This window comes from Saprospiraceae bacterium, from assembly GCA_016719615.1.
Taxonomy (GTDB): Bacteria; Bacteroidota; Bacteroidia; order Chitinophagales; family Saprospiraceae; genus Vicinibacter.
Window position 1 is genome coordinate 170,832 of the sequence record JADJYQ010000007.1, and the last position, 15,874, is coordinate 186,705.

General features: G+C 33.9%; 19 protein-coding genes. 10 read left to right on the forward strand and 9 right to left on the reverse strand.

Annotated features, from left to right (window positions below; genetic code table 11):
• Positions 1-4 precede the first annotated feature (4 nt).
• The 4 genes from IPM92_15235 to IPM92_15250 form a co-directional block, all read right to left on the reverse strand.
• Positions 5-1,375: a HAMP domain-containing protein gene (locus IPM92_15235; GenBank protein ID MBK9109682.1), complete on the reverse strand. Its 1,371-nt coding sequence runs from the start codon at positions 1,373-1,375 to the stop codon at positions 5-7.
• The gene (locus IPM92_15240; GenBank protein MBK9109683.1) at positions 1,372-2,040 is read right to left on the reverse strand and encodes a response regulator transcription factor; all 669 of its coding nucleotides are present in this window, start codon (positions 2,038-2,040) and stop codon (positions 1,372-1,374) included. Before IPM92_15240 ends, IPM92_15235 begins: the two co-directional genes overlap by 4 nt.
• Positions 2,041-2,269: 229 nt before the next feature.
• Complete coding sequence (locus IPM92_15245) at positions 2,270-4,021, reverse strand: carboxypeptidase-like regulatory domain-containing protein (GenBank protein MBK9109684.1); 1,752 nt, start codon at positions 4,019-4,021, stop codon at positions 2,270-2,272.
• A gap of 100 nt (positions 4,022-4,121) precedes the next feature.
• Positions 4,122-5,120: a DUF3667 domain-containing protein gene (locus tag IPM92_15250; GenBank protein ID MBK9109685.1), complete on the reverse strand. Its 999-nt coding sequence runs from the start codon at positions 5,118-5,120 to the stop codon at positions 4,122-4,124.
• Between the two features lie 405 nt (positions 5,121-5,525).
• Here IPM92_15250 and IPM92_15255 point away from each other — a divergent pair, with 405 nt between their 5' ends.
• The 10 genes from IPM92_15255 (at position 5,526) to IPM92_15300 (ending at position 12,259) form a co-directional block, all read left to right on the forward strand.
• Entirely contained in the window at positions 5,526-6,056 is a 531-nt protein-coding gene (locus IPM92_15255) for a sigma-70 family RNA polymerase sigma factor (GenBank protein MBK9109686.1), read from the forward strand.
• Positions 6,053-6,901: a tetratricopeptide repeat protein gene (locus IPM92_15260; protein MBK9109687.1), complete on the forward strand. Its 849-nt coding sequence runs from the start codon at positions 6,053-6,055 to the stop codon at positions 6,899-6,901. Before IPM92_15255 ends, IPM92_15260 begins: the two co-directional genes overlap by 4 nt.
• A 6-nt stretch (positions 6,902-6,907) precedes the next feature.
• The gene (locus IPM92_15265; protein ID MBK9109688.1) at positions 6,908-8,362 is read left to right on the forward strand and encodes a tetratricopeptide repeat protein; all 1,455 of its coding nucleotides are present in this window, start codon (positions 6,908-6,910) and stop codon (positions 8,360-8,362) included.
• Between the two features lie 114 nt (positions 8,363-8,476).
• Entirely contained in the window at positions 8,477-9,001 is a 525-nt protein-coding gene (locus IPM92_15270; GenBank protein ID MBK9109689.1) for a hypothetical protein, read from the forward strand.
• 10 nt (positions 9,002-9,011) lie between these two features.
• Positions 9,012-9,947 carry a CHAT domain-containing protein gene (locus IPM92_15275; protein ID MBK9109690.1) on the forward strand — a complete coding sequence of 312 codons (936 nt, stop codon included), beginning with the start codon at positions 9,012-9,014 and terminating at the stop codon, positions 9,945-9,947.
• 212 nt (positions 9,948-10,159) lie between these two features.
• Positions 10,160-10,549 carry a hypothetical protein gene (locus IPM92_15280; protein MBK9109691.1) on the forward strand — a complete coding sequence of 130 codons (390 nt, stop codon included), beginning with the start codon at positions 10,160-10,162 and terminating at the stop codon, positions 10,547-10,549.
• Positions 10,485-11,315: a hypothetical protein gene (locus IPM92_15285; GenBank protein MBK9109692.1), complete on the forward strand. Its 831-nt coding sequence runs from the start codon at positions 10,485-10,487 to the stop codon at positions 11,313-11,315. Before IPM92_15280 ends, IPM92_15285 begins: the two co-directional genes overlap by 65 nt.
• A 59-nt stretch (positions 11,316-11,374) precedes the next feature.
• Positions 11,375-11,566 carry a hypothetical protein gene (locus IPM92_15290; protein ID MBK9109693.1) on the forward strand — a complete coding sequence of 64 codons (192 nt, stop codon included), beginning with the start codon at positions 11,375-11,377 and terminating at the stop codon, positions 11,564-11,566.
• A 52-nt stretch (positions 11,567-11,618) separates the two neighbouring features.
• The gene (locus IPM92_15295; GenBank protein MBK9109694.1) at positions 11,619-11,990 is read left to right on the forward strand and encodes a hypothetical protein; all 372 of its coding nucleotides are present in this window, start codon (positions 11,619-11,621) and stop codon (positions 11,988-11,990) included.
• A gap of 14 nt (positions 11,991-12,004) precedes the next feature.
• Positions 12,005-12,259: a hypothetical protein gene (locus IPM92_15300; GenBank protein ID MBK9109695.1), complete on the forward strand. Its 255-nt coding sequence runs from the start codon at positions 12,005-12,007 to the stop codon at positions 12,257-12,259.
• Between the two features lie 338 nt (positions 12,260-12,597).
• On the opposite strand, the gene IPM92_15305 is transcribed toward IPM92_15300, so the two are convergent.
• From IPM92_15305 to IPM92_15325, 5 genes are all read right to left on the reverse strand, one after another.
• Complete coding sequence (locus IPM92_15305; GenBank protein MBK9109696.1) at positions 12,598-12,723, reverse strand: tetratricopeptide repeat protein; 126 nt, start codon at positions 12,721-12,723, stop codon at positions 12,598-12,600.
• Positions 12,724-12,742: 19 nt separating this feature from the next.
• Positions 12,743-12,931, reverse strand: coding sequence for a hypothetical protein (locus IPM92_15310; GenBank protein MBK9109697.1), 189 nt, complete (start codon positions 12,929-12,931; stop codon positions 12,743-12,745).
• A gap of 50 nt (positions 12,932-12,981) precedes the next feature.
• A complete protein-coding gene (locus IPM92_15315; GenBank protein ID MBK9109698.1) occupies positions 12,982-13,299 on the reverse strand; it encodes a serine hydrolase in 318 nt (105 codons plus the stop codon).
• A 220-nt stretch (positions 13,300-13,519) separates the two neighbouring features.
• Positions 13,520-13,753, reverse strand: coding sequence for a serine hydrolase (locus tag IPM92_15320; GenBank protein ID MBK9109699.1), 234 nt, complete (start codon positions 13,751-13,753; stop codon positions 13,520-13,522).
• A gap of 551 nt (positions 13,754-14,304) precedes the next feature.
• Complete coding sequence (locus IPM92_15325; GenBank protein MBK9109700.1) at positions 14,305-15,516, reverse strand: regulator; 1,212 nt, start codon at positions 15,514-15,516, stop codon at positions 14,305-14,307.
• Positions 15,517-15,874 lie beyond the last annotated feature (358 nt).

Genomic DNA, 15,874 nt, shown 5'->3' on the forward strand with positions numbered 1-15,874 from the left:
CTATTTAAAACAAAATTGTCACCACCGTTCCCTGACCGTAAGTACTGCTTACTTTTAATTCGGCATGAATGGCATCGGCACATTTTTTTGCAATAGAAAGCCCTAAACCATTCCCTGAAATATGCTTGTGATTTAATGCATCAGACCGATAAAAGCTATCAAAAATTTGGTCCAGTTCCTCTGCCTTAATACCTATTCCATCATCTTTGATGGAACACATCGTGCGGTTGTTCATAATATCCACGCAGATGTTTATCTCACCATTATAATGAGAATATTTAATCGCATTACTCAAAATATTATCAATTATAATTTTACTGTAAAAATAAGGTACCCGTAAGGTATCTGCTATTTTAAGTTCAAAATTTATCTTTAGATTTTTCTCAGCAATTTGAGATTTAAAATGTGCTATTGATTCATCAATGACTGTTGGAAGTGCTAAACATTCGTCAAAATTTATACTGTTTGATTTTTCTAAACGGGCGAGTAGCAGGAGCTGCTCCAATATGACCGTCATTCGCTCAATTTCCTTTAAACTATATTGGATTTTTTCTTCGTATTCCTGTTGATTTCTTGGTTTACGAATGAGTACTTCTAAAGTACCTCTCAAGGCAGACAATGGGGTTCTGAGCTCATGTGAAGCGTCAGAAGTAAACTGTTTTTCTCTTATCAGTGCGTTTTCAATACGTTCTATAAGAGCATTAAAACTGGAAGAAAGTTCATAAATTTCGTCCCTGTTTTCAGGTAAGCTTACCCGTTCTTTTAAATTATTCCTGGTGATTCTTGAAATGGTATGCGTCATTTCCTGAATGGGGATAATGCTTCTGCCTGCAAGAAAACGCGATACAAAGTACAAGCCAATTAATACTATGAAAAAAGAAACAATCAAAACATTTCTTAATTTTAATATCACCGATAAAGAAGATTCAGAGGACATAGCTGCCAAAATATACCCTTTTATTTTTCCATTACTTTCTATTGGTATTTGAACCTGTCTAATTTTTCGTTCGTTGATTGCAGCATTAAAATGTCCTCCAAATTCGGATTCTTTAAATGGCAAAATATCCTGTTTTAAATTTGGAGACTTATCCATTAATCCACCTCGTTTATCAATCAGCTGAATAAATACAGGGTTAACTTGTACTTCACGATGTTCAATTTCCTCCCATTCAGCTTTATTGATAAAAAAGATGCTGTCGCCACTGATTTTTATTTCTTTCGTATGTTTTTCAGCTTCATAAGATAAATCACGATCCAAATTTCGAAATACAGCAGCTTTTACCATGAAAAATATGGTACCAAAAACAATCACCATTAAGATAGCTGTTGCCACCATGTAATGAAAAGCAATTCTATTTTTGAAATTTAAGCTCATATTTCTTTAGCGATATATCCCACTCCCCGAACGGTCTGGATGTAATTTTCTTCATCCGATAATGCGAGTTTTTTTCTAAGTGCATTGATATAAACATCAATTATACTGGTATTGTAGTCGAAGTGTATATCCCAAACACTTTCTATAATTCGACTTCTTCTACATACTTTGCCTTTGTTGCGAAGCAGAAATTCCAACAATGCAAATTCTTTTAAAGTCAAATTGATTTCCATTTCATCTTTAAAGACTTGATGTGTTTCAGTATTGAGGGATATTCTCCCCAACGTGAACAACGAGTGCTCACCTGTTTTGGGCCTCAATTGTACTTTGATCCTTTCTAAAAGTTCTTCAAAATGAAAAGGCTTCTTGATGTAATCATTAGCTCCTGATTGCAAACCAAAAACGGTCTCATCCAAAGTATCCTTTGCAGTAAGAAAAATAATTGGTGTTTTGAGAAATTCCTTTCTGAATTGTCTGCAAATCTCAATTCCGCTCATTCCCGGAAGCATCCAATCCAATAAAAGCAAGTCATACGCACCTGAAAGAGCAAGCTGCAAGCCTTTCCTTCCATCATACGCAACATCAACAGCAAAAGACTCCTCCTCCAAGCCCTGCTTTAGAAAAGCTGCTATTCCTTGCTCATCTTCTACGATTAGTATTCTCATAATGCAAATATTTCACATTTAACCATAAGCTTACCTTGATGGATTCTTAAGATTTGCTTAAATTTAATATTAGCAGTTTGTATCATTGTAAATCAACAATCATTTGATTGACCAGAAACCAAACATTTAAAATCATGATCCAGCATATAAACAAACCAAGGGCTTCCAATATCTATGATTACTTTAAGCTTTTCCAATTAGGATTAACTAGCATACAACTAAGCGTGTTTTATTTTTTAAATAATTGAAAAAATTCAATATTATCAATTCCCAGGTTATTGAAAACAAAATCATTGTACTTTTTCAACTCCGCTACAATAGTTCCCCGCTGAACTGCTTCGAGGTAAATTCTCATTTCAATTTCAAACTCGGTTATTTCTGCAATGAATATTTTTCGCAATAAATAAATGTCATTTTTTACCGTTTTCAACTTCTCAATTAAAGCCCGTCTCCTGATTTCATACAAGTCAAAATAAATATTAATAAAGCATTGGGTTGTTTGATCCATAGGAAGGTAGTAATAACTATGGTATGGGTCGAAAATGGTAGAAGTAATAACATTTGTTGAATCCTTGTACGAATTTACATCTAAAAAGATTTTAACAGAAAGTTTAAATTGTTCAGATCTCAAATTTTTAAAAAGTTCGTTTTCAACTGAATCAGGAAGAATTTCGCGAAGTTTAATTCTTGCTTTTGACCATTCCACATAAGGGTGTTCCAGTAAGCCCAATTTCATAAAAGAATTAGATTTGAAAAGCGCTTTATTATTTATTGAATTGCTATCTTTAAAAAAATGTTCATTCTTATTCAGACTATCATTCAATCGGTATTCATTGTTATAGTTCCAAAAGAATTCATTATAAGGAATTGCATTGACTTTACGATAATCATCCATGTATTGAAACGAATAATCAAAAACAGGTAGTATAAAAACATCATTGTAATCATAGGTATGCAAAACAGTATTGGTAACTATTGAATAAGTTTGTTCTTCCGTGTTTCCCATTCTGCTATGATAGTCAAATTTGTAAACAAAATCGATGTGATTAAAATAAGACTGATCATTTACAGATATGTAAGATTGCGTAATATTAAAACAAACATTTGCAACCTTGTCTGAAGGAAACAAAGGTAAAAATGGATGTTTAAGGGCATTCCTGCAATTTAAAGTTATCTTCATAAATTGCTTTTTTGTTTTATTGATCCAAATTTTGCCTTCAAAAAATCTGCCGGTCGTATCTTTAGGAAAATATTCAATCACATAAATAGAATCGGCTTCTCCGTCAAGAAAAGTGTTGTCCAAACTCAAAGTAAAATTCTTTCTTAATTTAGATTTTGACAATTCAAGCGGATTTAAAGGAAATTGTTCATTTCCTTTAAATAAATCCAACAGCAAAATTGCTCTCGAACTTTCCAGGGATACAAAGAATCGATCTTCATAAGGCTGTAATGCAATTCTTCCGGTTTTAAAATGTAAGCCAGACAATTGATACGATTTGATATCCGCATTATAATAGCCTTCTACAAACTCAATTTGTTTGTTGTTGATGAAGCTCTTTAACTCATAATATGATTTTGCGGTGATATCAACCGGAGATGATTTTTTCCTGCATTCCTGCAACAATTGAAATAAATAAGAGTTGTCCTTAGGTGTTACCGTTATTTCTTTCAACATATGAAAGTTCTCTTCAAGATTTATCAAATAAAAACTTACACCACCCTTAAGATTGATTATTTGATCTTTAAATCCAATAAATGAAATTCGAACTGTATCCCGGTATCCATTTATAGAAATTCTAAAATAGCCATCTGTATTGCTTATCGTTCCAATTTTTAGGCTCTTATTGTAAATAGTAGCGAAAGGTATTGGTTCATTCGTTCCCATATGATTGACTCTTCCTTCGATTTCATATGTTTGCTGTCCAATCAATGTTACTGTAAAGTTACAGACTAAATATAATATCAAATAATTCGCTTTCATCCGTGTATGTATAAAAGATATTCAAAAATGATTTGCCAGATGCTGTAACATAATAACCAGTACTGCATTATCGAATCTCGCTATCTTTTCGTGATTAAATTTAATTCATAAACCAAGCTGAATAAGACAACATAATTATCCAATGATACAAAGTGTCAATAATAAAGGCAGGAAACCCTCGAGCAATTGTGGCGGTCCAACTATAGCTAAATGCATTTTTTAATGCAATTAAATAATAGATTGCATTAATAAGTGGTATAGATAAAAAGATTAGCTCTGGTAAATCCAGGCATACCAACATTATTGCTAAAACCCATATCCACACAGATTGAAAAAGTGGAATCCAGGTATTTATATGAACTGTAAAAATCATAGAATCATAATAAAAGAATTTTTTTCTATATAAAACGGGAAACAGCAATAATGCATTAAAAGGAAGCAACAATATGAAAATAAGATTATTCCCGGCTGTCACTTTTTTTGTGAATGCAGATAGCGTAAGTTGACTATTGCATTGTGAACGGTAAGCCTTAATTAATTGAATATGAAAATAATCTGCAGGATAATTTTGTTCTTTTAACCAATCTTTAATTTTATGGTCAGGAATGTACTTTAATTCCCTCTGCTTAAGTATCGGTGTCGATGGGAGCGTAGGCCAAAATGCACTGGTTAATATTCTGATGGCACTACTTGAAGTATCCGCCAAATCATCAAATCGCTGACTCATCGATCTATTGGCTTTGGATACCGGTTCTAATTTGTGACTAATAGTATCCATTAAAAGCCAAAAACTAAACATGAAGAGCGCTGTGCACCAGATGTACATCCTCACAGGAGGAGAGTACCGATTTCGCTTGTCTTCTATAAAGTTTTTTGTAATCATTCCAGGGTGTAAAAACAAGGTCTTTATAGTTAGCCAAGTTTTATTATCCAAATGGAAAATACCCTCGATAAGCTCATATAAATAGTGAAAGAATGGCATTCTCGGACTATGATTTTCCTGCCCGCAATTTGGGCAGTATTTCATATTAGGCAGGTCAATCCTAAAATCGTAGTTGCAATTTTTACAGTGCTCGGTATGTAATTTTTTACCTGGCATAGCTATATTTCATTAAATTCTGATAAGTATACATCCATTACATGGCAAAAAATAAACAGCACCTTCATTACTTATAATAGTATATTTTCATACAAAATACAGATTAATTTCTTTAACCCATGGTGAAACTCTCATAAATATACAAATTTATAATATTTTAATAAAGACCAAAGTGGAAAAACAATTTCAACGGAATTGCTAAGAATTTATGTTAAAATTGTATTATTAGGAGGTATAAACATTTGGCCAGATAAAAAGGAAAACTTAATTCAATATAATCTTGTAATGTGTTGTTTATTTCAATTAGAATGGTGACATTTGAGACCATAAATAAGGTTTCTGAGTAAAAAAACATCACAGTTACAGGAAGATCAGGATATTTTCCAAGATCTGAAATCAGGCCAAATGGAAGCGTTTGAGCGGATTTACGATTTATATATGGATGATTTTCTAAATTCTGCGAGTTATAAATATAATTCAGTACCACATGAAGACCTGCTTGATGCATGGCAGGATACCGTAATTTCCTTTTTCGAGCAAATCCGTTCTGGAAAAATAACTCAATTAAGTTGTAGCATCCGAACATTTTTATTCCTGCTTGGTTTCAGGTATATCTCAAAGAATAAAAAAAAGTATATAAAAGAAATAAGCTCCGATACTTTTGAACAAGCAGAAATTCCGGAATCCATAATGCTTACATTCGATTATGAAGAACCGGATCAGGAAGATCGCCAACTGATGCTCGATGCCATAGAAGAATTACCAGCCCAAAGTAAAAAGATGTTGCAACTTAGATATATCGAAGGGAAAACTATTGATGAAATTGTGAAAGTCATGCAATATAATTCCGTAAATGCTGTGAGTGTAACTTTATCGAGAAATCTCAAACGACTCAAAGAAATAATAGAATCAAAACAAAATGCACGGATAATATGAATATTGAACAAATAGATCGATATTTCTCAGGTCATATGGACCCCAACGAACGTGCTGCATTTGAAACAAAAATGAACACTGATCCAAGTTTCAAGAACGAAGTATTACAATATCAAAAGGCTGTCGAAGCCATAAAAGTGTATTCGAGAAAGGAACTGAAAGACCACCTGATTAAAAGAACAAAGCAAAAGAACAAAGTAATTTCTAAAACCAAAATAATACTTTGGATTGCCATTGCAAGTATTATATTGTTAGTCATTTTATGGTTGAAAGCCGATCATCAGCCACATGAAATACATCAACAATTGATTCCACATTCTCAAGATACTAGCCTTCAATTAAAAATAGCCAATTTAAAAGACACGACCATAAACTTACAAAACAAATACGCTCAAACCAAAAATAAAAATGAAAATTCCAATGCAGATCAGCTGTTTGCAGTTCACTTCAGTGCTTTTACCGATGAGCTGCTTCAATCTCAAGTAAGAGGCCTACAAGATGAACCAACTCCTTTTGAATTATTTCAGCAATTGTATATTGACGCACAATACAAAGAAGCATTAAAAATATTTGAAACTCTCGATGCTTCACTACAACGAATCGACAATTTCAGATTTTTACAAGCCAATGCAATGATGGCTACAAATCAGATTGAAGAGGCAAAAGTAGTATTAAAATCAATTCTTAAAAACCAACAGACCCGCTATATTAAAGAAGTTTACTGGTATCTTGCTCTTTGTGAAATTCAGCAGAGAAATTTTTCACAGGCAAAGACTTATCTTTTAAATTCTGAATTAAAGTACGATAAAAAAGCTCAGACATTATTAAATAAAATTTCAAATTAAAATATTTTGAATTCCTTCAAGTACATTTTTTTTATCATCATTCCATTCACCGTTTTTGGCCAAAAACCTGCTGAGAAAATTCTAGCAAAGCAGCTGGATTCGATGATAATTTTAGGGAAGGAATATATAAATTCCAATGATTTTAAAAACGCACACGGCATATTTTTAAATGTTGATTCATTAATTATTAAAAATTATGGTAATACCTCACAAAAATATCTGGAAGTATACTATTACCTTGCTCGCTCTGCGAACAAACTTCAGGATTCAGAGGAGGCAATAATACAGTATAAAAAAACCATTGAATTAAGCAAATTTTATAATGATACTTTATCGGAAAATTATGAAATCAGTTTAGATGAGCTTTCTAAACTTTTTGCAAATCATGGTCGATTTAAAGAAGCAGAATTATTGATGCTGGATCTATTTAAATTAAGAAATCTTAAGTATGGAAAGTTGCATCCCAAGTCAGCCATGTCAATATACAGTTTATCAATTCTGAATGCAAAAATAGAAAACTATGAACTGGCCACAAGTTACGGTATAGAATGTCTTAACATTAGAGAGGCTGTATTTGGGAAAAATTCCATGGAATATGCCACCACAGTTTATCACTTGGTTAAATTATACAACGTCCAAAATCATTTTGATTCTGCAATCCACTACCTATACGAGAATTTGCAAATTTTACGAGCACTCAAAAAGACCAATACATCGATATATGCAGATTGCATTGCAGAATTGGCATTTCTAATGAAAGACAGGTTCGCTGATTTTGAACAAGCAGAAGCTCTGTTTCAGGAAAGTTATGAAGTATACCAAAACGAACCTAAGTTAAAAGCCAGACCTTCCTATGCGTTGCTTTTAAAAGGCCTTGGTATTCACTACAAAAGTATTGGCAACTTCAACAAGGCATTGTTATATCTATACGAAGCTAAATCGGCTACAAAGTCAAGCATTGGTACCAAAAACTGGGATTACTACTCAGTTCTTTATAATATTGGAAATGTTTATCTTGAACAGAAAAATTTTTCAGCTGCGAAAGAAATGTATATGTTTATTTTAAACTCGGATGAGCTAACTGCAGAAGACAAGGAAATTAATTTTCCATACGTCAAAGGAGCCTTAATAAGTTTGGGCGACATGACCGGAGAAAATGTACCGGAGTCTTATGCAAAAGACATCATGACAAAAGCACGCAGCAGTGAAACGACTAACTATACGTTGGCAATGACATTAAATCAAAACAGCGTTTGGTTATACAATCATCACAGGTATGCGGAAGCGCTTGAATCAGATCGCGAAGCATTGAATATTGCAAACGGTGTGTACTCGCCGGAGTCAGATCTTTTGAATGGAATATATTTTAACCTTTGTTCTGATTATTTAAAAATTAACCAGCCTGACTCTGCTCGTAAATATTTCTTTTTAAGTTACAATGCAACTAAAAGAAACTCTTGAATTCTTTCAAATTTATGGCAGACTCAGAAGTCGATTTACTAACACAGAAAATGTTACACTATAATTCGATATTAATCGGAAAAAGAATTTAATTCCAAATCCTATGCGGGTTTATTGTATGATGATGCTTTGTTATATCGTGGCATTCTTCAATATTCACGCTACATTAAAAACAAATTGATCAACTGCGATACTAACGCACATAAACTATTTGAAAAATATAAATCAAGCAAACGTTTGCTTGCCAATGAATATTCAAAACCATTAAGTGAACAAAAAAGAATATCAGATTTAGAAGAAACTGCAAATTTTTGTGAGAGGCAATTAAATTCACATGTTCAAGGAATCGAAAAATTATTAGACCTGGTAAGCTGGAAACAAGTTCATTCGCAATTAAAATCGGGTGAAGCCGCCATCGAATTTATAAGACTGAATATAGGAGAAGATTCTCCGCTACTGGATAGTTTCTGGTATGCCGCTCTTTTAATTCGACCTGAATTTCCAAATCCTGAGTTTATACTTATGTGTGAGGAACAGAAATTACGGGCCATTATTTCAGATGACCCCAAAAGAGAATGGACTACGTATCAAAGTTGTACGTTCCTGAATCCATTGAAGAAAACAATAGCAAAAGTTTAGAGCATTTCATTTGGAAGCCCCTAGAACCATTTTTGAACCAGGTAAAAACTATATATTACTCTCCGGTTGGACTTTACATCGCTTAAATTTAGGGCCTATCGTTCAAAGCAAGTCTAAACACTTATTGATGAATGATTATCAGTTCATATTAATGTCAAGCACACGCAATCTTGTTAGTGATCCTACTTTTAAGGATTCAATATCTAATGACTGCGTGTTTATTGGAGGAATTGAATATGAGCTCGACATAGATACAAATAAGCTGGTAGCATCCCATGATCAAGCTACGAATCAAGAATTTATGACCAGAGGATCGCATTCATTTTATACTGTAGATTCAACATTCAGAGCCAATAAATGGAATATCTTACCTGGTGCAAGGTTTGAAATTGATAAGATCCAAGAAATTACTTCTAAGAATAATATTAAGACCTCAAGTGTATATGGTAAATTGGCTAGTGAAGAATTTTTTAAATCTTTGGGGCGCTCAACTGAAAGGATGGTTTCTCCGGGCATTATCCATATTTCTACGCACGGATTTTTCTTTCCCGATCCTATTACATCCAATAAAATAAAAAAAGGCTCCATTGAAAACGAACCTGTATTTATGAACTCACCAGATCCCATGATTCGTTCGGGCTTAATCATGGCTGGTGCTAATTACACATGGATCAAAGCTGGGCCTTTACACAATTCGGAAGACGACGGCATCCTTACTTCGTTTGAAATAAGCCAAATGGATTTAAGCAACACAAAGCTTGTTGTTTTGTCCGCATGCGAAACCGGTTTAGGCGATATTGGAACTACTGAAGGCGTGTATGGTTTGCAAAGAGCGTTTAAAATTGCAGGCGTGCAGAACATTCTCATGTCCTTGTGGCAAGTTCCGGATAAGCAAACATCTGAACTTATGGAACTTTTTATAAAAATCTTATTCATCATAAAATGACCATTCGTGCTTCTTTGATTGCTGCTCAGCAATCATTGCACAACAAAGGACTAGAACCCTATTATTGGGCCGGGTTCGTGTTAATGGAGTAGTAGCTATAAAATCTCTCAACTATAGTATAGCTTCAATAGGTCAAAGGGCTTCTCCTGACTGAAGATTTATTCAGATTGCTAAGATTTTTATACCCAAATGTATAAATATGAAAAACGGGTATGAAATCAAATTTTTACAAAACAACAATTCTATTATTATTCGTAAGCTCTACATTGGAAATATCTGGACAATGGAACTCTCAGATACCACAAACTAACGATACAGTTTGGCTTTATGAAAACCAACTGGTCGATAAACAAACAGCGTGGTTAGGAGGTACTGAGTTTTTCTGGGATCCAGCCATTAATGGTTTCAATTATGGAAACTCTGATGTTTATTGTTATAGAACCAATGATGGGGGTTCAAGTTGGAAAGCAATCAGGTTTCCCCTTTCAGAGACACTGGCACCCTACCTTTCGACGATCCATCCCTTTGATGCCGAACATGCCATCATTGGTATTTACCTCTTTAAGTTCTGGTCAGAATTTAATTTACAGAACGCGAAATAGTGGTAGCAACTGGACTAGAATTGCAAATTCAATCTTTACAAATGGTTCTTCGTTTATTGATGCCATTTCTTTTAAAGATACTTTGAATGGAATTGCCATGGGCGATCCGATTCCGGATTTGAATTCACCAGATGCTTATTTTGAAATTTATAAAACAACAGATGGTGGTGCAAATTGGAATAGGATTCCAAGATCAAATATCCCAGAGCCCCTTACAGATGAAATTGGTTATAATGGAGAATTAACAAGAATAGGTGATCACATTTGGTTTGGAACATCTCATGGTAGAATCTACTCATCCGAAGATGGCGGAAACAACTGGATTGTTGATGAAATTGCACAAGGTGATATCGCATTTCTAAAATTTGTCGATGCTTCACATGGTGTTTGTTATGGGGGAGTTCCCAACCAAACGGGAAGATTATATTATACAGAAGATAGCGGTAAAACCTGGTCAGATGTAACGGCACCATTTGTAACAGCTGATCACTACTTTTGGTCATTTAGTCTGATCCCGGAATCCTATTATTTATTTCTTAATATTTCAGAATCTATAGAAGGCGGCCCTTTTAAAACATACATTTCTAAAGATAAAGGCAAAAGCTGGTTACAAATAGGAGAAGCTAATGAATTAAATGCAGCAAGATTTATAAGTCCACAAGTAGGTTTTGCCGGAGAAGGTCAATTAAAAGATCAGGATCATGGAACGAAACTTTTTCATATGTTGGTGACCCGCTTACAGGAATTTTTTCGACGAATGAATTAAAAGCAGAAGTTCAATTATCTCCAAATCCCGCAAAGGACATTCTTACGATTGACATTCAGATGGAAAAATCTGCAGACTTACAACTCATCATCAATGATCAAAATGGACATTTGATCTGGCAGAAGAAAATAAAATCTGCTGCTGACCGAATACAAGTGGAGTATAATGCAGAATTGTTGATTCCAGGAATTTATTTAATCAGCATCAGCAATGCCGAAGGTCATCTTACAAAATCATTTACAAAGAGCTAGTATTGTCAACTCATTAGATAACATCATTATTAATCAATTAAAATAATTTAACATGAAAAGTAAAACTCTTCCTTATTTTCTTTTTTTATTCACATGGCTGACTTTTTGTTCCTGCGTGGACAGAAATGATGTGAGAAATGAAATCTCTTCGTACCACCGTTGTATTACCATCTGTGAAGAAAATGCAGACCCGCCAATGGAACCAGAGATTTCCTGTGAAAACAAGTGTGATAGCACATGGTTAATTGGTCTAGCGCATTGCCTTGGTCCTAATACACCACAAAATGAAAGACTAAATTGTTTGGAACGAATAAGAGACGATAAATTAAAATGCTATACTCAATGCCGCAGAAATGTAGCTAAAATAAAAGCTGATTTGAAAAAATGCAAAATGGCCTGTATACCTGCTGTTAATCCTCACTAAATAAATTAAAACAAATGTGGTTAAAAGTAATTGACTATTCGCTATACTGGCGAATCCGAAACAACAAGGGCGAAGTTTGGCTTACGCTGGAGAATCAATCGAGCGCCCACGAATGGTTAGATACAGCAACAGAATTTAACGCGATTGCTGATCTTCTTCGAAACGAAAAACCAGTTTATTATGAAACTGAACGCGGATACCTGGGTTGCGGTTGGGAACCAACAGGTGAAGGTGAAAAGAATGAATCTCCATTTGTCCTTGAGCATTAGACAAAAGGGAAATTTTGAATACCGATGGCTATTCATTAACAATTTCACATTACCGCAGAAATTCTATTGGGCATTCTTTGAATGATGCTATGCGAATACTTTAATTAGAATTCGCATAGCAAATGGGCGTGTATTTATTCTGCCCATGAGTATAGTAATAGAACAATAGAACTAAAATTTGATAAGTAGACTTCCATTTCAAGGCAAAATAAAGGATCCAGAAGAATTCTCCCGAACAGGAATTAAGGTATAGAATTTTAATGAAAATAAGGCTTTGGTTTACTTACAATCGAAATGCGGATGAGCCTTGCTGAACGATTGATATGGTGATATTCCATTTATTTTAATTGCAACTCCTTTAATCTGATATGAGCTTCTTCATTCTCTGGGTTTAATTGAAGTGTCTGCCTATAGAATTTGAGGGCCTCTGTTTTTCTATTCAAAGCAGAATAAATATTTGCCAATGCCAATGTTAGCAAATATCTATCTGAAATTCAAGACATTGTTTTCTGCAATGACTCTGGCATCATCGTGTCTGTTTAAATTGAATAATTTTTCCGCCAAATAATACATTTGCAACCAGTCTGCATAAAACTTTGTAGTATCCAATTTCATAATATGGTAATCTGCAACTGCTATATCCGCAGTCTTTTGGGATAATATTGTCTCCATTTTTTTATGAATAGGTTCTTTCAAAACAACCGATTTGTTGTAAAGTATCCTCAATATATTCTTAATGATTCCAAAAAATCAGTCGGCGCACTATTGCATAAAATAACTGCCATACTATTTGTTTCTGGGATTCGAATCATAAAAGATATAAATCCCTCGGTTGAACCTAAATGATAATTTGCTGCAACACTATCGGTGGGAGTATACTTAAAATTTTGATTAAACCATCCGTAGCCATATCTGGCAGGTCTCATTCCGGGGGCTAACATTTCTTCTGTAAGCGATTTACTTAGTAATTTATAATTCGCAATGGCCATATGAAATTGGAACAGGTCTTCTACAGTTGAATAAAGATCGCCTGTACCCATAGTGTTTGATTGATCCCCTGAAATCGGCCGAAATGTAGTTTCCTAAACCATAGTCATAACCTGCAGCTCTTTGAGTTACAATATCTCTATGCGAATAGGAACCTGAATGATGCATATTTATTTATTAAAATTTCATCTCTCATGGCATTTGATAAGACTTCCAGTAACTTTTTCAATAATAAAACCCAAAAGTAAAATAAGCCCAACTGCTATACAAATATCAGTACCCGGTAAAAAATGCCAATGCAGAGTCTCTATAAATTTTAACATACTCCTCTCTTCTAAAACTTTGGCGGCTCAGTTTAGGAAAAAAATCCTTCATTATTTCATAATTTTGCAATCCAGAAGTATGGTTCAATAATTGTTTAATGGTAACTTTAGCTGCCGGCTTATCCATAAACTCCGGTAAATATGAATCAATAGATTTATCCAAACTCAACAATCCTTTCTCCACTAAAATTAAATTAAAGTTGCGGTGAATGGCTTAGATATAGAACCAAGCATAAATTTTGTTTCGTAGTATTAAGAATGTTCCATTCTCTCTATTAGCTAATCAAATGCATCCTTGTATATGATTTTACCATTTTCTGCCAAGTAAAACAGTTCCATCAAACATCTTGAACTCGTGATAAGTCTGCATTAACTTCCGCATTGCCTCCTTTTTGTCTTGCGCCAACAAGAATGTTATACTAAAAGCACAAGTCAAGAGTAAAATAAGTTTTTAAAAACATTGTAGTAAGGTTCTAAAATTGATAATTGTCTGAAAATCGCAAGATAAAATGTTTGTGGAGATAAGAATGAAGATCATCACTTAAATTCCTAATTTTTGGATTTGAAAAGCATTAAAATTATGGCAAAGATTTATAAAGTATATATGATTTTATCGATTTATGAGTTTTGCAATGCACTTGCGAAGAATTTATGATTGAAATAGCAATTTATTTGAGAATGCGATCGCGTTATTCATTTCTTGTTTAATTATATAAGTTTTAGCTTCTATTTTGTTCATCGCGACCAAGGACCCTTTTGTTTAACTTGATAAAAGCGCTTGCCATCAAATCGATAGAGTCCGGCGCCGGCACCCCACCACATATTACCTGACTGGTCTTGATACATGCATTGCACACAACAATTAATCCCATCCGCTTCTGTAAAAACTGAAAATGCATTTGAGTTCGAAATTGGAATAGAAGGGTCAAACCTCGTAGTGCTACCTCTGGCTGAAATCCAAATGTTACCTGATTTTTCCATAAATATACCCCAAACTTCACTTCCACCTAATCCGTCATTAGTAGTAAAATTTGTAAATTGTTTTCCATCATATCGACAAATTCCTCCCTTCATCGTAAACCAAATATTTCCAAAATTATCCTCTAACAATCCACCTGCATAATTATCGCCCAAACCTTCAATATCATTAAAATTTACAATGGCATTTTTCTGCTCGCCCGTAATTCGGCCATCATAACGAAAGACACCATGATCTTGTGAAGCAAACCAAATATTCCCATTGCTATCTTCCATAATATCTTTAACATTTATAAGTGGAAGCAAAGTAAATGGAAAAAAACATTTGCTACCAATACGATCTGCTGCCGGATTATATCTAAATACACCTTTCCCCGTGCCTATCCAAATTGTACCAGCTTTGTCTACCAGAATACTTCCCCGACCAATGTTTGTATTACTTAGTCCATTTTTTTCAGTATAATTTCTAAAAGTCTTACCATCATATTTTATAGCCCCGTAGTCTGTTCCAAACCAAATATTACCTATTTTATCTTCAGCAATCGCATGTACACTTATAAATTCAACTTTAACCAAACTTTGATCGTCCTCAAAAAATTCAGCTTTGGAGAAATATTTCAAAGTTTTAATATCATATCTTGCTACACTTTGACCGGCAGGCCCAAACCAATAATTCCCTTTTGAATCCTGAAAAATACTTCTAATATACTGACTTACAAGACTAGGGTCATTCGTTGGAGTTGGCTTGGCAACTAAAGTGGGAGGAGTTCCTATAATTTCCGGACTCTGACTTGAAGTATACAACTTTTTCTCAGATGTGTTCGAGTTAAGCTGGCCTTTACAAGAGAATTTAATAAAAAGCCTACTAAAATTAAAATATAAATTTGATGATGAAAATCTAATCTTGTCATATGTCGTATTTATTCTCCTTAAACAGACCTCTGCAAAAATACCAAGTTTCAAACTCATAATTGGCGTAATAAAGCCGAAAAGAATTTCCGTTTTGCCCGTATAATACCCAATTAAGTTAAGTCACTTTAATCAATCATTGACGAATTTGGAATAGTTAATTCTTTTCATCGACAAATAATGAAATAATTTAGACCAAACAATTAGGGTACACAGAACACTAACGACTATTCATTTAATTTTGAGGCACAGGATAATGTATAGCCACCAAGTAACTAAAAATCAAGATACCTTTACTTCCATCATTGCAGGATATTCAAATTTCGTTTAAAATATCGAAAAATGTAAGCACCAATAATTTTTTCAATTGGTTTCGGCAAAATGTTTCACTTCTAAATTCAAATTCAATTCCTAACTC